The sequence below is a fragment of the Bacillus marasmi genome (genome assembly GCF_902168435.1).
Taxonomy (GTDB): Bacteria; Bacillota; Bacilli; order Bacillales; family Cytobacillaceae; genus Bacillus_BU; species Bacillus_BU marasmi.
Genome location: NZ_LR656167.1, coordinates 18845 through 35587 on the forward strand (window position 1 = coordinate 18845; position 16743 = coordinate 35587).

The 16743-nt window shown below is 37.5% G+C and carries 16 protein-coding genes; 8 read left to right on the forward strand and 8 right to left on the reverse strand.

The annotated features are described in order from the left end of the window. Window positions 1-12 precede the first annotated feature (12 nt). The 3 genes from FXW34_RS06040 to FXW34_RS06050 all read right to left on the reverse strand — a co-directional run bounded on the left by FXW34_RS06040 (window position 13) and on the right by FXW34_RS06050 (window position 2826). Complete coding sequence (locus tag FXW34_RS06040; RefSeq protein ID WP_147533074.1) at window positions 13-1011, reverse strand: inorganic phosphate transporter; 999 nt, start codon at window positions 1009-1011, stop codon at window positions 13-15. A 13-nt stretch (window positions 1012-1024) separates the two neighbouring features. Further along, window positions 1025-1642, reverse strand: coding sequence for a DUF47 domain-containing protein (locus tag FXW34_RS06045; RefSeq protein ID WP_147533075.1), 618 nt, complete (start codon window positions 1640-1642; stop codon window positions 1025-1027). Between the two features lie 242 nt (window positions 1643-1884). Further along, entirely contained in the window at window positions 1885-2826 is a 942-nt protein-coding gene (locus FXW34_RS06050; protein WP_147533076.1) for an RluA family pseudouridine synthase, read from the reverse strand. A 146-nt stretch (window positions 2827-2972) separates the two neighbouring features. Here FXW34_RS06050 and FXW34_RS06055 point away from each other — a divergent pair, with 146 nt between their 5' ends. Beyond that, window positions 2973-3368, forward strand: coding sequence for a YhcU family protein (locus FXW34_RS06055; protein ID WP_147533077.1), 396 nt, complete (start codon window positions 2973-2975; stop codon window positions 3366-3368). A gap of 25 nt (window positions 3369-3393) precedes the next feature. Here the strand turns inward: FXW34_RS06055 and FXW34_RS06060 are convergent, their stop codons facing one another. Beyond that, on the reverse strand, window positions 3394-3870 hold the full coding sequence (locus FXW34_RS06060; RefSeq protein ID WP_147533078.1) for a thioredoxin family protein: 477 nt from the start codon (window positions 3868-3870) through the stop codon (window positions 3394-3396). Continuing rightward, window positions 3867-4310, reverse strand: coding sequence for a disulfide oxidoreductase (locus FXW34_RS06065; RefSeq protein WP_147533079.1), 444 nt, complete (start codon window positions 4308-4310; stop codon window positions 3867-3869). The genes FXW34_RS06060 and FXW34_RS06065 overlap by 4 nt, the downstream gene beginning before the upstream one ends. A 266-nt stretch (window positions 4311-4576) precedes the next feature. Here FXW34_RS06065 and FXW34_RS06070 point away from each other — a divergent pair, with 266 nt between their 5' ends. Further along, window positions 4577-6322 carry a phospho-sugar mutase gene (locus FXW34_RS06070; protein ID WP_147533080.1) on the forward strand — a complete coding sequence of 582 codons (1746 nt, stop codon included), beginning with the start codon at window positions 4577-4579 and terminating at the stop codon, window positions 6320-6322. A 115-nt stretch (window positions 6323-6437) separates the two neighbouring features. Here the strand turns inward: FXW34_RS06070 and FXW34_RS06075 are convergent, their stop codons facing one another. After that, window positions 6438-6692: a YhdB family protein gene (locus FXW34_RS06075; RefSeq protein ID WP_147533081.1), complete on the reverse strand. Its 255-nt coding sequence runs from the start codon at window positions 6690-6692 to the stop codon at window positions 6438-6440. Between the two features lie 157 nt (window positions 6693-6849). Here FXW34_RS06075 and FXW34_RS06080 point away from each other — a divergent pair, with 157 nt between their 5' ends. From FXW34_RS06080 to FXW34_RS06100, 5 genes are all read left to right on the forward strand, one after another. Next, window positions 6850-7851, forward strand: coding sequence for a M14 family zinc carboxypeptidase (locus FXW34_RS06080; protein WP_147533082.1), 1002 nt, complete (start codon window positions 6850-6852; stop codon window positions 7849-7851). 90 nt (window positions 7852-7941) lie between these two features. Further along, on the forward strand, window positions 7942-9357 hold the full coding sequence (locus FXW34_RS06085; protein ID WP_147533083.1) for a SpoVR family protein: 1416 nt from the start codon (window positions 7942-7944) through the stop codon (window positions 9355-9357). 132 nt (window positions 9358-9489) lie between these two features. Beyond that, complete coding sequence (locus FXW34_RS06090) at window positions 9490-9858, forward strand: ArsR/SmtB family transcription factor (RefSeq protein ID WP_147533084.1); 369 nt, start codon at window positions 9490-9492, stop codon at window positions 9856-9858. Then, window positions 9851-11989 carry a heavy metal translocating P-type ATPase gene (locus FXW34_RS06095; protein WP_281292921.1) on the forward strand — a complete coding sequence of 713 codons (2139 nt, stop codon included), beginning with the start codon at window positions 9851-9853 and terminating at the stop codon, window positions 11987-11989. Before FXW34_RS06090 ends, FXW34_RS06095 begins: the two co-directional genes overlap by 8 nt. 230 nt (window positions 11990-12219) lie before the next feature. Beyond that, window positions 12220-13317 (forward strand): HD-GYP domain-containing protein, encoded by a 1098-nt coding sequence (locus tag FXW34_RS06100; RefSeq protein ID WP_147533086.1) that lies wholly within the window; start codon window positions 12220-12222, stop codon window positions 13315-13317. Between the two features lie 38 nt (window positions 13318-13355). Here FXW34_RS06100 and FXW34_RS06105 read toward each other — a convergent pair whose 3' ends face one another. Beyond that, a complete protein-coding gene (locus FXW34_RS06105) occupies window positions 13356-15176 on the reverse strand; it encodes an APC family permease (RefSeq protein WP_147533087.1) in 1821 nt (606 codons plus the stop codon). 303 nt (window positions 15177-15479) lie between these two features. Here FXW34_RS06105 and uptA point away from each other — a divergent pair, with 303 nt between their 5' ends. Then, on the forward strand, window positions 15480-16097 hold the full coding sequence (gene uptA / locus FXW34_RS06110; protein ID WP_147533088.1) for an undecaprenyl phosphate transporter UptA: 618 nt from the start codon (window positions 15480-15482) through the stop codon (window positions 16095-16097). A gap of 35 nt (window positions 16098-16132) precedes the next feature. On the opposite strand, the gene FXW34_RS06115 is transcribed toward uptA, so the two are convergent. Then, a complete protein-coding gene (locus tag FXW34_RS06115; RefSeq protein ID WP_187118851.1) occupies window positions 16133-16678 on the reverse strand; it encodes a sensor histidine kinase in 546 nt (181 codons plus the stop codon). Between the last annotated feature and the right edge of the window lie 65 nt (window positions 16679-16743).

Consider the following 16743-nt stretch of genomic DNA (forward strand, 5'->3'; position numbering starts at 1 on the left):
GAACCTGTTTTTTTAAAAGAAAATATTTAATATATAATAAGTAATTGCAGCACATAGGGCTGATATTGGTAATGTAATTACCCAGGTGATTAGCATCCGTTGAGCTGTTCCCCATTTAACCCCTTTTAACCGGTGCGATGCACCCACACCAAGAATTGAAGAGGAGATAACATGTGTTGTACTGACTGGTAAATGAATATAGGTTGCACCGAAGATAATCATTGCCCCAGTTAAGTCTGCAGCAACACCATTGACCGGGCGGATTTTCATAATTTTTCCACCAACAGTTTTGATGATTTTCCAGCCACCAACAGATGTACCTAGTCCCATAGCAATAGCACAGGAAATCTGTACCCAAAATTGAACATCATCACCACTCTGATATCCATTTGCAATTAAAGCCATAGTGATTATTCCCATCGCTTTTTGTGCATCATTAGTTCCATGTGTGTATGCTTGTAATGCTGCTGTTCCAATTTGGAAAAGACGGAAATTTCGATTGGTTTTTGTTAAATTTAGATTTTTAAACAAGACTTTAAATATACTATACACAATATAACCAGCTACAAATGCCAAAACTGGTGAAAGAAGTAAAGCTTCAATGATATTGATAAACCCGGAATAGTTTAATGAATCAAACCCAGTTGAAGCAATCGCAGCACCAGCAATTGAACCGATGATAGCATGCGATGAACTACTTGGAATCCCATAGTACCAAGTTAATAAGTTCCAAAAAATCGCAGCGATTAACGCAGCCAGTATTACCAAATCCCCATTTTCAAGACTGAATGGGTCGACGATACCTTTTGTAATGGTCTTAGCGACTCCAGTAAATGAGATGGCACCCAGGAAATTCATAACAGCAGCCAAGTAAATGGCATGTCTTGGCTTTAATGCTTTTGTTGAAACGCTAGTTGCAATCGCATTTGCAGTGTCATGGAACCCGTTAATGAAGTCAAATGCAAGGGCACCTATAACGATTAACGCGGTTATTACAAACATTGAATCCATAGTTTAAGGCTCCTTATGCATTTTTCATAATAATGGTTTCTAGCGTATTAGCTACTGTTTGACAGTAGTCAGCGATATCCTCGAGGTTCTCATAGATTTCTTTATATTGAATAATGCGAATTGGATCCTTTTCAGTTGCAAACAAATGTTTAATCGATTGACGTAAAATTCCATCACATTTTGATTCATAGTCTTTAATTTTTATCGCGTGATCACGAATGTTAAGAAGTTTTTTCGATGAAAGTAAATCGACTGCTTTATCAATTTCAATAGCTGCTCCACGGATAGCATCAACAAATTTCACCATGAATTCATCTGCTTGAGTGATAGAATACATTTCAAATAAAGCTGCACAAGCTTCAATTCCATCAAGTACATCATCCATACTCATTGCCAAATGAAGTATATCTTCACGTTCAATCGGAGTAATGAAGGCGTTGTTTAAGTCTACAGTAACTTCGTGAATGAATGAATCACCTTTGTTTTCGTATTCTTTCATTTTTTCGGAGAAAATTTTTAAATCACTCACATTTTTAAGTTTATAGTCAGCGAAAAAGTCTGCGCTTTCTTTTAAGTTTGCTGAAATGTTACTCAAAATGACTGCGAATTTATCCTTCTTTTTAAAAGCCATGGTTGAACCCCCATTTATTTTTAGCGAAATTTAGAAAAAATCTCAACCGAGATATTGTAGCCGAAATTTGTCGGAATTGAAAAGATAATCTTAATAAAATTTACAAAATCTTAATATTGAAGAGTCTTTGTTAAGTATTTGTAAAGAGTTTTGTTGGTTATTTCCTAATATATGTAAAATATAAATCCACTTTATAAATGGAAAAATCATTTAATGTATGATGAAATTATCATTATGTTTTCCTAACTTGTAAGGTCTTTATGCATGTTGAGTAATTCAATCCCATCATCTGGAAATATTGAGGTTTCATCATTGAAAGGCGCTAGGCATTCAATAAATTCCCCCGTTAACGGATGTATAAAGGTCATTTTTGCCGCATGAAGTGCTTGTCTTGGGAATGTTGCTGCTCCACCATATAAAATATCACCAATCAGAGGATGACCAATGCTGCTAAGATGAACTCTTATTTGATGGGTTCTACCCGTTTCTAAGCTGCATTGAATTAAGGTTTGTTGCTTGTTTCGATATACTTTTAACACTTTATAGTGAGTAATTGCTGGTTGTCCTGATGGTGATACCCTCCTTCTAGTAGGGTGGTGGCGGTCCCGGCCAATTGGTTCTTTGATGGTTGCTTTCTTTTTGTGGAGGATTCCTTCAACTAAAGCCAAATAGGTTCGTGTAATTTGGCGGCGCTCGAGCATCCTGTCTAGAATGGCTCCAACAAAAGCATGTTTGGCAAATAAAACTGCTCCAGTAGTATCCTTATCTAACCGATGAATATGGAGAACCTTTCGAAATTCACCTTTAGCCTGCAAATAATAAGCCACAACATTCGCTAGCGTATTATTTTGCTTAAGGTCATTCGGATGGGTATCGAGACCAGCTGGCTTATTTACGACAAGCAGATGATCGTCCTCATATAGTACATCAATATCTTGGTAAGAAGGGATCACACCAAAATCGGCATCTGCGAAAAATTTCAACTGAAGCCGATCTCCTCGATTTAGTGGACTATGCCAATCTACTGGGACCCCATTAACAGTTACCTGCTTTTCCATTTTCAGCATATGAATCAATTTTTTGGGTCCATTCCAAACAACTCTTAGTATGTGATCGATTGTAAACTCATTCCAATCTGGTGGGATGATAATCTCAAACCAATCGCCTTTTTTTGTTGTTTTCAATACAATTCCTCCTAATTGGTACACTTTGAGTTATGCATAAAGGACTTTTATCACCTGCGCGTGGTTATAATTACCACCATAATCTAGCGTCTTTCTATGCTATTCTTATTTTATCTGAATAAAAGGATGATAAAGGTGGTCATACTGTGAAAATTGTGTTTGCTTCAACTCCCGGACAGGAAAATAAGGTAGAGGAGCTCGTTCAGTATTTTTACTCCACGATTTTTCCAAACTTTTTTCATGATGATCAGATTAAACAGTTCGAGCGCGAAAAGGTATTAAAGCCTACCTGCAATTTTGATGGCTTTGACACATTGAGGGATGCATATCAGGTAATCGCTTGCTTACAGACAATTATTTCGATTCTGGAAGCAAATGAAACGCAATATGAGTATAAAGCAATTTTTGATAAAAATGCTAGTATGCTAACCGAAATGGGTCTCCATTTTCCATTCAAGTTTAGTCAGTTTCATCACGCACGTGGAATGAAAATTGAGATGTTAAGTATTTATAGCCAACCAGCAAATCAATATCTCATATAAAAAAGGATGACCGTGGTCATCCTTTTTATTTTAGAGTATTTTGTTCAAACCATTGTTTAAATACATCTGGCTCATTGTAGCCCACGATTCTGGCAACTTCTTTTCCGTCTTTAAATTGGATAATTGTCGGAGTTGATTCTAATTGGTATTCATCCCAGCCCTGTTCAAACTCAAGCAAGTTGAATTTTTCTAAATTGATATCCAGTTCTTCCGATAGTGGAACGAGCTCTGGCGTAGTCCGTTGGCAATGCGAGCAAGTAGGACTGTAAAAATAAACCGTTGCATCTGCGCCTTTATCAAGCTTGTCCGCTAACTCTTCAGGCAATATAAGATTTTGATAAACTGGGTCAGCTAATTGATCAATGGTTGCTGGATTTAGTGTATCTTTTTTATAAGGATTATCGCTTTCCTCCACTTTTTCCTCGTTTTTTGCATTGGTCAAATAAGTTATCGCACCAAAAATTACAATTACAACTCCTAAAAAAATTAATATTTTTTTCATTTAGATTCCTCCCCTTTACAAAACCTCCAAATGAATAGGCTGCAAATAAAAATTATGACAAAAGCTATCAGTGCTAAAAAAGGAATGGTGACAAAGCCAAGCCAATTGATATATTGACCTGTACAGGGTATTCTGCCACAGCTTACGGCGTTATCAGCCATAAACGGTACCTTTTGAATTGAATAATGGTAAAGAGATATAACCGCTCCAACAGCTGATAGGAACATGGTATAAAAAGAAATACGAAAATCCTTTTTAACTATTGCGATCACTAAAATAAGCACCATTGGGTACATAAGGATTCGTTGGTACCAACACAATTCACAAGGTTCAAATTTTTGTACTTCAGAGAAAAAAAGACTGCCTAGCATGGCTATTACCGATGCTGCCCATGCAATAAATAGCAGATTTTCCTGCAGTTTATTTTTATCTTTATTCATAGAAAAGCTCCTGTCGTAATACTTTTACAACTGATTATAGGATTAAGTTGATTGAAAAGTAAAATAAATTGTTTCTATTTGAAAACATTTTGGTCGAATGATTATTATGTATTTTAGATTAAGGTTGTTTGGAATCGGAATGGTTAATATAATGATTATGGTATTATTTTCGAGATTTGTCATATTTGCTCGGAAGGTATTTAGAGGACTCCGTCTATAAATAGCGAACATTATTATTTGGAAATACATAAAATGGAGGTTGTGTAATGGATTGGAGAAATAAAGCAGAGACTTGGTTAAGTGATGAAAATTTAGATTCAGAACTAAGAGCGCAGCTTGAGGAAATGCAAGGAAATGAGAAGATCCTTGAAGATGCTTTTTATAAAGATTTAGAATTTGGAACTGGTGGAATGAGAGGAGTCATTGGTGCGGGGACTAACCGTATCAATCTTTATACAGTTCGAAAGGCTTCAGCAGGTTTTGCGGCGTATATTGAAGCTAATGGTGCCGAAGCAAAGGAACGCGGAGTAGTCATTGCTTATGATTCACGTCATAAGTCACCAGAGTTTTCAATGGAAGCGGCAAAGACGCTTGCGACACGTGGTATCAAAACATACATATTTACAGAGTTAAGACCGACTCCAGAGTTATCATTTGCAGTTCGATACTTAAATGCTTTTGGTGGAATCGTCGTGACAGCAAGTCACAACCCACCAGAATATAATGGTTACAAGGTATACGGTCAGGATGGTGGTCAGTTACCGCCTGCTTTAGCAGATGAAGTGATTAAAAAGGTTAACGAAATTGAAAATGAATTAACTATTGAAGTAGACGATGAGCAAAGCTTAATCGATAAAGGATTAATTGTATTAATCAATGAAGAGGTTGATCAAGCATACACAGAAAAGCTTGTGACAATTTCTGAAAATCCAGATATCGCTTCGGGGTCAGATGTGAAAATGGTCTTTACACCATTACATGGTACAGCAAATAAGCCAGCGCGTAATGCGTTAAGTGCAATGGGCTTTAAAAATGTAACAGTTGTTAAGGAACAAGAGCTACCAGATCCAAATTTTTCGACAGTGAAAAGTCCAAATCCGGAAGAGCATGCAGCATTTGAATTTGCGATTAAGGAAGGCGAAAAAATCGGTGCGGATTTGTTAATAGCGACTGACCCAGATGCCGATCGCCTTGGAATTGCTGTTAAAAACCCTGAAGGCGAATATGTTGTTCTAACAGGGAATCAAACCGGTGCATTGTTCCTAGATTATATTTTGTCTCAGAAAAAAGAAAAGGGAACACTTCCACAAAACGGTGTTGTGCTTAAAACCATTGTAACATCAGAAATTGGGAAAACGATTGCAGCGTCCTATGGAATCGATACAATTGACGTTTTAACAGGCTTTAAATTCATTGCTGAGAAAATTAATGAGTATGAAACAACTGGGGAATATAGCTTCCTATTTGGCTATGAAGAGAGCTATGGTTATTTAATTAGTGATTTTGCTCGTGATAAGGATGCGATTCAGGCAGTTGTGTTAGCTGCTGAGGTATGTGCTTATTATAAAGCTAAAGGTATGTCCTTATATGAGGCGTTAATATCAGTGTTTGAACGCTATGGCTATTACCGTGAAGGGCTTCGTTCGTTAACGCTAAAAGGCAAAGAAGGAACTGAAAAAATCCAACAAACATTGGCTGCCTTCCGTGCTAATCCGCTTGAAGAAATCGGTAATTTGAAGGTAACGGTAAGTGAGGATTATTTGCGAGGAGTAAGAACAACAGCTGATGGAGCTACAGAAAAAATAGACTTACCATCCTCAAATGTTATAAAGTATCAGTTTGAAGATGGTTCATGGGTGTGTCTCCGTCCATCTGGAACGGAACCGAAAATTAAGTTTTATTTTGGCGTAAATGATAAATCTCTACAAGCAAGTGTGGACAAGCTTTCCTTAATTGAGCAAGGCTTTATGGAACAAGTTGAAAAGAAAATGAATGAAGCAACAGTGCAATAGAACATAATGAACACGGCATCGGATGCGATGCCGTGTTTTTTTGTTACACTGTCTAGCTATAGAGACTAAGGGCTTGGGTCACAAGCCCTTAGATAAGCCGCTATAGCTTTATTTGCTAATTTAGACTATAAGCTGGACTGTCTAGTGCGTAGGCAGTAGCTGTTTCATTTGCATGGTCGATATAGCGAAGCATGGAGTATAATTTTTTCTCAATCGCAGAATAATCATGTTCAAAATGGTATGCGTGCAGAAAATGCTCAATTTTTTTTGCCAGAAATTGATCTTTAGTGCGTACCATTAAAATCAACAGATTATCCCATTGCGACCGATGCGTGTAGTATAAGGCTCGATCGTAATCCACTTTATTCATTTTTTTTCTCCTCCTTATTAGGAGTTGAGATTAGTGTATGATTTTTTGATGAGAAATCTCGCAGTAAATGTTGGAGTAGTTGGCACTAATGAAGTGTCATCATCACGCGTATAAATCAATTGTATCGTGGCATTTTAAAAAGAAAAAGGAGTTCAAGATGAAGAGCAAACTCACTTTTTTTATCAGCATATTGCTTTCATTAATTTTCATACAATCAAGTCACGGATATGCAAAAATTGTGAATCCTAATGTTATCTATACGTACGAGCAAATGGAAAACGACCTGAGAACATTGGAGAGGAAGTACCCTGAAGGACTTTCCGTCACAAGTATTGGTCAATCGCATTTTGGTCGAGATATTTGGGCTGCGAAACTCGGAAAAGGAAAACGAAACATCTTATTCATCGGCGCACATCATGGTCGTGAGTGGTTGACCACCTCCCTGTTAATGGTGATGCTTGAAAATTATCTCCACTTCTATGAAAAGAAAGCAGAGCTTGGCTGCTTTTCAACGAGTATATTTGATGATGTTGCCATTTGGTTTGTACCAATGCTAAATCCTGATGGAGTATCAATCCAGCAACAGGGGCTAGCAGCTGTACCAAAAGAGATGGCAGATAATATTTTTGAAATGAATGCATTTTCTCCAGATTTTTCTAAATGGAAAGCGAATGGGATTGGCATTGATTTAAATCGGCAATACCCAGCCGGATGGACAACTTTGAAGGAGGTATCCATTCCATGGTACCAATTTCATAAAGGCATGGCGCCATTGTCCGCAAAGGAAGTATTAACAATCACTTCTTTTACAAAAAAAATTAAGCCTAGTATCGCTGTTTCGTACCACTCTTCAGGACGGGAAATATTTTGGAATTATAAAAACGGCAATCATGTGGATCGAGATAAGTATATAGCAAATAAGGTTTCGTTATTAACCGGCTATTCATTAAGTAAGCCTTTAAAAGAATCAGTAGGAGGGGGATATACTGATTGGTTTATTACGACTTTTCATCAGCCTGGGATGACGATTGAAATCTGTCCGCTTATTGAAGAAAGCAGTCCACCATTATCCGATTTTCAGGAAGAGTGGCTGCGTAATGAATTAGTTGGAATCATGTTGGCTACGGAAGTAAAAAATAAGCTGCAATCTAGTCAGTGATTAAGCAAATAATAGATTCATTCTAAAAATTTCATTTTTCTTCTTTTTTCTTCATACATTGTGTTAAGGAGGAAGAAGGGAGAGAGATGTTTGAACCATTCGGAACGCAAAGCGTTGGAGTATTCAATAGGTGAAATAACTGAGATTGCCAAAGGGTTTGGGTTGGATTTTTATCCGATGCGCTATGAAATATGCCCTTCAGAAATCATTTATACATTTGGTGCGTACGGAATGCCAACAAGATTTTCCCATTGGAGCTTTGGAAAGCAATTTTATAAAATGAAGCTTCATTATGATTTTGGCTTATCGAAAATTTATGAACTCGTTATTAATTCAGATCCGTGCTACGCGTTTTTGTTAGATTCCAATAGCTTGATTCAAAATAAATTAATTGTGGCGCATGTTCTTGCCCATTGCGATTTTTTCAAAAATAATATTCGCTTTCAAAATACAAAGAGAGATATGGTTGAAAGTATGGCTGCCACAGCTGACCGTATTCGGAAGTATGAAATTCAATACGGAAAGCATGAAGTCGAAACCTTCTTAGACGCTGTACTGGCAATTGAGGAGCATATTGATCCGTCGTTAATGCGTCCAAAACTGGCATGGTCTATTGATGAGGAGAATGTGGAATCAAGCGATGCTGTGCAAACTAGTCCTTATGATGATCTTTGGAATTTGGATAATAGTAAAAACGAGAAAAAGAGCGATTCGAAAAAAGTTCGAAAATTCCCACCACGTCCGGAAAAGGACTTGCTCCTGTTCATTGAATCATATAGTAGAGAATTAACGGAATGGCAGCGTGACATCTTAACGATGATGCGGGAGGAAATGCTGTATTTCTGGCCGCAGCTTGAAACGAAAATTATGAATGAAGGCTGGGCTTCCTATTGGCATCAACGGATTCTTCGTGAAATGGACTTAACACCGGGAGAGGCGATTGAATTTGCGAAATTAAACGCTGGGGTTGTTCAGCCATCGCGGACTGGGATTAATCCCTATTACCTTGGTTTAAAGGTGTTGGAGGATATAGAAGAGCGTTATGATAATCCAACTGATGAAATGATTCGTCGTGGTGTTAAACCGGGATCTGGACGTGAAAAGCTATTTGAAGTCAGAGAGATTGAATCTGACATTTCATTCCTTCGTAATTATTTGACGAAGGACCTTGTTACCCGTGAGGATATGTATTTATTTCAGAAGCAAGGTAAGGATTATAAAATTGTTGATAAGCAGTGGGAGCATGTACGTGACCAGCTTGTCAGCATGAGAGTGAATGGGGGCTTCCCTTATATTACTGTTATTGATGGAGACTACTCGAGAAATGGGGAGCTATATTTAAAACATTGGTTTGAGGATATTGAGCTTGATGTGAAATATTTAGAAAAGGTGCTTCCGTACATCAACCAGTTGTGGGGAAGACCAGTCCATTTGGAGACCGTTATTGAAGGTAGAACAATGCTTTATTCTTATGATGGAAAAGGGATACATCGTAAATATTTATAACACGTCAAAGGTGACCCGAAATAAGGGTCGCTTTTTTTTGGCATCATAAGAATAAAAGATAGTTGACAATCAAAAGTTTATTTGAATATCATATAATCAAAAGAACGTTTGAATATAAGAGGAGTGGTTATAGTGAAGGAACATGATGTATGTGAAGTAACCTGTGTTGACGATGAAAAGGTAACCCGTGTTCGTTCAGCCATAAAAGACCACAATACGAATGAAGTAGCCAAAATCTTCAAGGCGCTTTCTGATGATACTAGACTTAAAATTGCTGTCTCATTAACACTAGAAGATGAGCTTTGCGTTTGTGACGTTGCAAATATCATTGGCTCTTCGGTTGCTACAGCCTCTCATCATCTTCGATTGCTTCGTAATTTGGGGATTGCTAAGTTTCGCAAAGAAGGAAAACTTGTATATTATTCGATTGATGACGAGCATGTACTTCAACTGATTCAACTAGCCTTCACTCATCAGAAGGAGGTGGAGAATCGTGTCTGAAGAAACTGAAAAGCATAACGTCAAAACAGTATATCGTGTTCAAGGTTTTTCTTGAGCAAGCTGTGCGAAAAAGTTCGAAACGAACGTAAAACACCTGGATGGTGTTTCTGATGCAATGGTAAACTTTGGTGCAGCAAAATTAACGGTGTATGGAGATACAACGATTGAACAGCTTGAAAAGGCAGGGGCATTTGAAAATTTACAAGTGATTCCTGAAAAACAGCAATTCCAACAAAAACAAGAGCCATTTTTGAAAAAGCATGCGACTGTGCTAGTTTCATTCCTATTTTTAGTGCTTGGTTGGATATTGGGGAACTTGTACGGTGAAGGGGATATAGTTTCGATAGGGGCTTATGCTGTTTCGATTTTAATTGGTGGTTATCGCCTTTTTAAAACAGGGATAATGAATTTAGTCCAGTTACAATTTGATATGAAAACATTAATGACCATAGCGGTAATTGGTGCTGCTTTAATTGGAGAATGGGGTGAAGGTGCTACAGTTGTCATTCTTTTTGCAATAAGTGAAGCCCTTGAAACCTATTCGATGGATAAGGCACGTAATTCGATTCGCTTATTAATGGACATTGCGCCGAAAGAAGCTTTAATCCGCAGAGGAAATCGCGAAATAACAATAGAAGTTGATGATATTGATATTAATGACATCATGATTGTAAAGCCTGGTCAAAAGATCGCGATGGATGGAGTAATAGTAAAAGGTGTTTCAACGGTTAATCAAGCAGCGATTACTGGTGAATCTGTTCCGGTTGCAAAAATGATTGATGATGAAGTGTTTGCAGGAACATTAAATGAAGAGGGATTTTTGGAGGTCCGAGTTACTAAACACGTAGAAGATACAACCATTGCAAAAATCATTCATCTAGTTGAGGAGGCCCAGGCAGAGCGGGCACCTTCACAGGCTTTTGTTGATCGTTTTGCTAAGTACTATACACCCATAATTATGTTGGTTGCGTTAGGGGTGGCTATCATTCCGCCATTATTATTTGGAGCAAGCTGGGACAAATGGATTTATCAAGGCTTGGCTGCATTGGTAGTCGGATGTCCTTGTGCGCTTGTTATTTCTACCCCAGTAGCCATTGTCACGGCCATTGGTAATGCAGCCAAACATGGTGTTTTAATCAAAGGCGGAATCCATTTGGAGCAAATGGGTGTGATTCGAGCAATCGCCTTTGACAAAACTGGTACATTAACAAAAGGAGCTCCAGCTGTTACAGATTTTTTAACATTTGGCACTAGCAATCCGGTAGACATTTTAGCAATCATTACAGCAATCGAAAAGGGATCTCAGCATCCGTTAGCTTCAGCAATTATCAAAAAAGCAGAAGCTGAGAATTGCGATTATCAACATCTTCATGTTGAGGAATTTGCTTCGTTAACAGGTAAAGGAATTAAAGCGAAAGTGAACGGAACGGATTATTTAGTTGGTAATCCAGGATTATTTGCAGAAACTTTACCAAATCCAATTCAACCTAAACTACTTAGCCAAATATCTGAATGGCAAAATCAAGGTAAAACAGTTATGATGGCTGGAACAACCATGGAGATCCTTGCGTTGATTGCGGTAGCTGATGAAATGCGTGAAAATTGTCATCAAGTTATCAAAACTTTACATTCAATTGGTATTCAAAAAACGATCATGCTTACAGGTGATAATCAAGGCACAGCAGTAGCGATTGGTAAGCAAGCTGGTGTAAAGGAAGTTAAATCTGATTTACTCCCACAAGATAAGTTGAAATATATTAAAGAGCTTCGAGCTAAATATAACCATGTAGCCATGGTTGGAGACGGTGTTAACGATGCACCGGCCTTGGCGGCTGCGTCTATAGGGATTGCGATGGGGGGAGCGGGAACTGATACCGCCCTTGAAACAGCAGACATCGCACTGATGGCTGATGATCTAGGTAAATTGCCATTTACATTGAAGCTTAGTCGCAAAGCTTTAGCTATTATTAAACAAAACATTACATTCTCATTGGGGATCAAGCTACTTGCTTTGCTATTAGTCGTTCCGGGCTGGCTTACCCTTTGGATTGCAATTTTTGCCGACATGGGAGCAACCTTAATCGTAACCTTAAACGGCTTAAGATTACTGCGGGTATATGATAAAAAATAATAAAGTAAATAATAAATGGCGTGTAAACTATACGTAAGTTTATACACGCCATTTTTTTATGTTTAAGGCGTTTTTTTGAATTCATAATAAAAATCATTGTAAACGAAAATTCAGCATTACTTTCATGATATACTAACTAAATAAAAAGTTTTATTGGAATGTCATGATTTGATAGTATGCTATAGATGTGGTTTTGATATTTTGAAATATTTTCAACTAAGAGAGAGGTTATGAAAGTGCGTTTAGTTTCAATTGGGAATTGCTACCCCGGGATGGTAGTTGGGAAACCCATTTATACAGAACGGGGAAATGTTCTGTTAGCTTCTGGAGTAACGCTCACAGATGGAATGATTAATCGCTTAAAACGCAGAAATGTATCAGTTTTATATATTCGAGATGGTCTAACCGATGATATAGAAATTGATGATGGTGTACCAATTGAACTGCGGGCAGAGGCAAATATTCGAATTAAAGAAACCTTTGACGAATTAATAAAAGGTAATAGACGTGATGGGAAAAAAATTAGGCATTTCAATATCGAGAAAGTTCAAAGCGTTCTGGATAGTTTAGTAAAAGAAGTTCAAAAATCTAAGAATGTATCAAAGTTATTAACTGATGTGTATATTCATGATGACTATACATACGCACATTGTACAAATGTTACAATCTATTCATTGGCCATGGCAGTCGAATTAAAAATGACTAGAGGAGAAATGAATATTGTTGGCATGGGAGCTATGATGCATGACATAGGGAAAATTCTAATTCCTAAAGATATTCTTAATAAAAAGGGAAAGTTGTCACCTGAAGAATTTGAAGTGATTAAGCAACATAGCGAATTTGGTTGGGAAATTCTTCGGAATGAGCCATCTGTTAATAATCTATCTGCAAATTGTGCATACCAACACCATGAGAAGTTAGACGGATCAGGCTATCCTCGAGGTATAAAAGGAGAAGAAATCTCTCGTTATGCTCGGCATTTAGCTGTTGCCGATGTATTCGATGCCCTAACTTCCAATCGAAGTTACCGAAGCGCGATGCTCCCTCATGAAGCAATGGAAATATTATATACAGGAACTCACTCACAATTTGATCCTTATTATTTAAAAGCTTTCCAAAAAGCCGTTGCTACATACCCTGTCGGTGTAACCGTCACCTTAAGTTCTGGAGAAACGGCTGTTGTTACGGAATATAAATTTAACTATCCTGATCGTCCTACGGTTCGAGTGATTAAAGATTCACACGGAAACAATGTGGATAAACCATATGAAATCGCCCTATCAAATCAATTAAATATTACAATCACAGGATGCGACGCTATTCTTTAATAAAATGAGGATTCCTTTATCGAGGAACCTCTTTTTTACTATTCCTTCAAATGGAACGGCAAGGTTGATACGACTATATCTTTTTTCCAAATTAAATAAAAGCGCAGGAACACTGCAGTTTGGTTATGCAACAATACATGCCACCATTTTCTAGTAATAAATTGTGGCATTAAAATCGTAATAAAGGTTCCTTGCGGATGGTTCTCGGGCTTTTCTAAGTATTCCAAGAGCGGGTCTAAAATCGTCCGATAGGGTGAATAAACGACATCTAGCTTAATCTCTGGATACCATTTTTTCCAATGTTCCCTTACGATTTGTTCTTGTTCTTGACTAAAGACTACCGAAAAAGCAGTAATATCAGTTGCGATAGATTTTGCATAAACAATGGATTGATCAACGGTTTTGCTTATGCCTGAAATAGGAACAATTACCCTAGTTGGAGGAATTTCCGTTTCCAGTCTTTGATGCAGTGCTAATTGATTCCCTAGTTTTATATAGTGCTCTTTGATATTATTAAAGACCCAAACGAGTAAAGGGATGGTAATAATGATAAGCCAGGCTCCTGATGTGAATTTTGCAACAGCAGTAATAATCGTGACTACGGCTGTTGTTATTGTCCCCAGGGCAATTACACCAATTTCATAAATGCGATGTTTCTCCGCCCAAAGCTTCTTTACTAATCCGTATTGTCCTATTGTAAAGGAAAGAAAGACTCCAACTGCATATAAAGGAATTAAAGCGTGTGTATCACCTGAAAAAATGAGTACCAAAAAGCAGGCTAGCAAGCTAAGCAAAATGATTCCGTTAGAGAAAACAAGTCGATCGCCTCGAGCAGCTAAACTACGGGGAAGATATCCGTCCTTGGCAATGATTGAAACAAGCTGCGGGAATCCAGCAAAGCTCGTATTGGCAGCGAGTACTAAAATCAACATGGTGACAATTTGAAAGAAGAAGAAGACAATTCCGTTACCAAATATCCCTGATGCAATCTGTGAAATAACCGTTTTATTTTCAACAGGTGCAATCCCGAGTCCTGCAGATAGGAAGGTAATTCCAAGAAACATGGTTCCTAACAAAATAGACATCCAAATTAAGGTGTAAGCTGCGTTTTTTGAACTATTGGGTCGGAAAGAAGGTACCCCATTACTAATCGCTTCCACACCAGTCATTGCAGAGCAACCAGATGAAAAAGCTCGAGCCAAAATATAAATAAGCCCAGCTGTTGAAGTACTCTCCAGTGATGCTTGGTCCGAATTATGACCGTAGCCTGTCCAGCCTTCAGTTAATAGATGAACCCCCCCAAAGATTAGCAAAATCAAGACTGAAAGGATAAAGACATATGTTGGATAAGCAAATACAGTTGCCGATTCACGGATACCTCTTAAATTTAAAATCATTAATATGAAGATAAAACATACCGCTAGTTCGACTCTCCAATAGAGTAAGCTAGGAAAAGCTGAAATCAATGCTGCTACTCCGGAAGAAATACTAACTGCTACTGTAAGCACATAATCAATCATTAATGCAGAACCGGCAACTAAACTGGTTTTTGTTCCAATATGTTCGCGGGCGACTATATAAGCTCCTCCACCAGTAGGAAAGGAGAAAATTATATGACGATAGCTGATTGTGACAATTAGCAATAGTCCCAGAATGGTTAATGAAATAGGTATTGAATAGAAGAATGTGCCAATACCTATAATTGAAAGAACGAGTAGTATTTCTTCGGTCGCATATGCAACAGAAGAGAGTGCATCGGAAGAAAAGACGGCTAACGCTTTCCATTTCGGCAATTTTTCTTCTGATAACTTAGTGGTTTCCATAGGCTGTCCGATTAAGATTCGTTTTAGCAACGCCATGACAAATAGCCCCCTAGTAGTGTGGTAAGGGAGCGCGTCTCTATGTTTGATGTGATAATTTGTCAATTCCCGGTAATCTGGGAGTGGATAATATGTAGGGAATTTGGATTCTAACCTAGAGAAGAATCGCCCCAAATATCCTGAATGGTTTTTTATTTTAATATAATAGTACTCCTGAATTATTACAATGTAAATGATGAAATGTACGTATTTTTTCAACCAAATGTTGATGAAAGGTTGCAGTTAAGATTTTACCCATGTAAACTGAACATATTGGACAAAAATAATTTAATAGGTGATACAATGAAGGACTTTATATTAACGATCTTGATGGCACTTACAGATTTGGGTTATTTTGGAATTGCGATTGGTTTAATGATAGAAATCATTCCAAGTGAAATTGTGCTTGGATATGGTGGGTATATGATTTCGTTAGGTAAAATATCATGGGTGGGCGCAGTTGTTGCTGGAACTATAGGTGGGACACTAGCGCAATTGTTTTTATATTGGTTAGGTTATTATGGTGGAAGACCATTTTTAGAGAAATACGGTAAGTATATATTGATTAATAAAAAGCAAATTGATATATCTGAAAAGTGGTTTGAGAAATACGGTACAGGGGTTATTTTTACAGCTAGATTTATTCCTGTTGTTCGTCATGCTATTTCTATTCCAGCTGGAATCGCTAAAATGTCTGCAATGAAATTCACCTTTTACACTGTTGCAGCGATTATTCCTTGGACGATTCTATTCTTGTATCTCGGTACTGTATTAGGTAGCAATTGGGCAGATATTAAGCATTATGCTGAGCCGTATATTATGCCGATAATAATTGGAGCAGTAGTACTTGGGGTTGCTTATTTCCTTGTAAAAAGAAAGCTCAACGTTAGCCCTAAAACAAAACCTGACACCATTCAATAAAAATTAAAAGGCTGTCTCTGATGAGACAGCCTTTTCTAAATTGTTTTCGCGGTAAAGCCCGGTGCTTTTGGAATTTTGACCGATAATATAGTTCCTTGTCCTTGTTGACTAACTACCTCAATTTTCCCCTTCATAGAGTTGATTACATCAGTCCCAGGCAAAATGCTATTAAGCTTTTTTATCTGCTCATTTGTAAAACACCGTCCGTTGTGCTCAATGACAATTAAAATAGAAGATAGCATTTCATGGACAGCAATTTCAATACTTCCGTTTTGTGAAGCATCAAGACCGTTTTTAACCAAATTTAGCAAAGCGAGATGGAAATTATTTCGATTTCCTTTGATGAAGGTTGCTTGTTCTAAGGTTGAGTAGTATTTAATTTTAATATCTTGGTGTGTGGAAGTTGAGTGGACAGACTTGATAACAGTATCGAGTTCTTCATTAATATCTAGTAAGCTATGGTCGGTCAAATGGACTTTACTTGATTGTCTTGTTTTTATTTGTATGATAAAAATCAATATAGTTATGATGGCAGCTAGGAATACCCAAAAGGCAATTGAAATCTGCGCGAAAATATTCAATGATGATAACCTCCTTATATTGAAAGAGTTGTTATTAAGACAATTATAAGGAAATATAAAATCTA

Excerpts from the sequence above, each read along its gene's own strand:
- FXW34_RS06105 (WP_147533087.1), bottom strand. The coding sequence starts at position 15,176 with ATGGCGTTGCTAAAACGAATCTTAATCGGACAGCCTATGGAAACCACT.
- FXW34_RS06075 (WP_147533081.1), bottom strand. The coding sequence starts at position 6,692 with ATGAATAAAGTGGATTACGATCGAGCCTTATACTACACGCATCGGTCG.
- FXW34_RS06045 (WP_147533075.1), bottom strand. The coding sequence starts at position 1,642 with ATGGCTTTTAAAAAGAAGGATAAATTCGCAGTCATTTTGAGTAACATT.
- FXW34_RS06040 (WP_147533074.1), bottom strand. The coding sequence starts at position 1,011 with ATGGATTCAATGTTTGTAATAACCGCGTTAATCGTTATAGGTGCCCTT.
- FXW34_RS06065 (WP_147533079.1), bottom strand. The coding sequence starts at position 4,310 with ATGAATAAAGATAAAAATAAACTGCAGGAAAATCTGCTATTTATTGCA.
- uptA (WP_147533088.1), top strand. The coding sequence starts at position 15,480 with ATGAAGGACTTTATATTAACGATCTTGATGGCACTTACAGATTTGGGT.
- FXW34_RS06070 (WP_147533080.1), top strand. The coding sequence starts at position 4,577 with ATGGATTGGAGAAATAAAGCAGAGACTTGGTTAAGTGATGAAAATTTA.
- FXW34_RS06080 (WP_147533082.1), top strand. The coding sequence starts at position 6,850 with ATGAAGAGCAAACTCACTTTTTTTATCAGCATATTGCTTTCATTAATT.
- FXW34_RS06100 (WP_147533086.1), top strand. The coding sequence starts at position 12,220 with ATGAAAGTGCGTTTAGTTTCAATTGGGAATTGCTACCCCGGGATGGTA.
- FXW34_RS06060 (WP_147533078.1), bottom strand. The coding sequence starts at position 3,870 with ATGAAAAAAATATTAATTTTTTTAGGAGTTGTAATTGTAATTTTTGGT.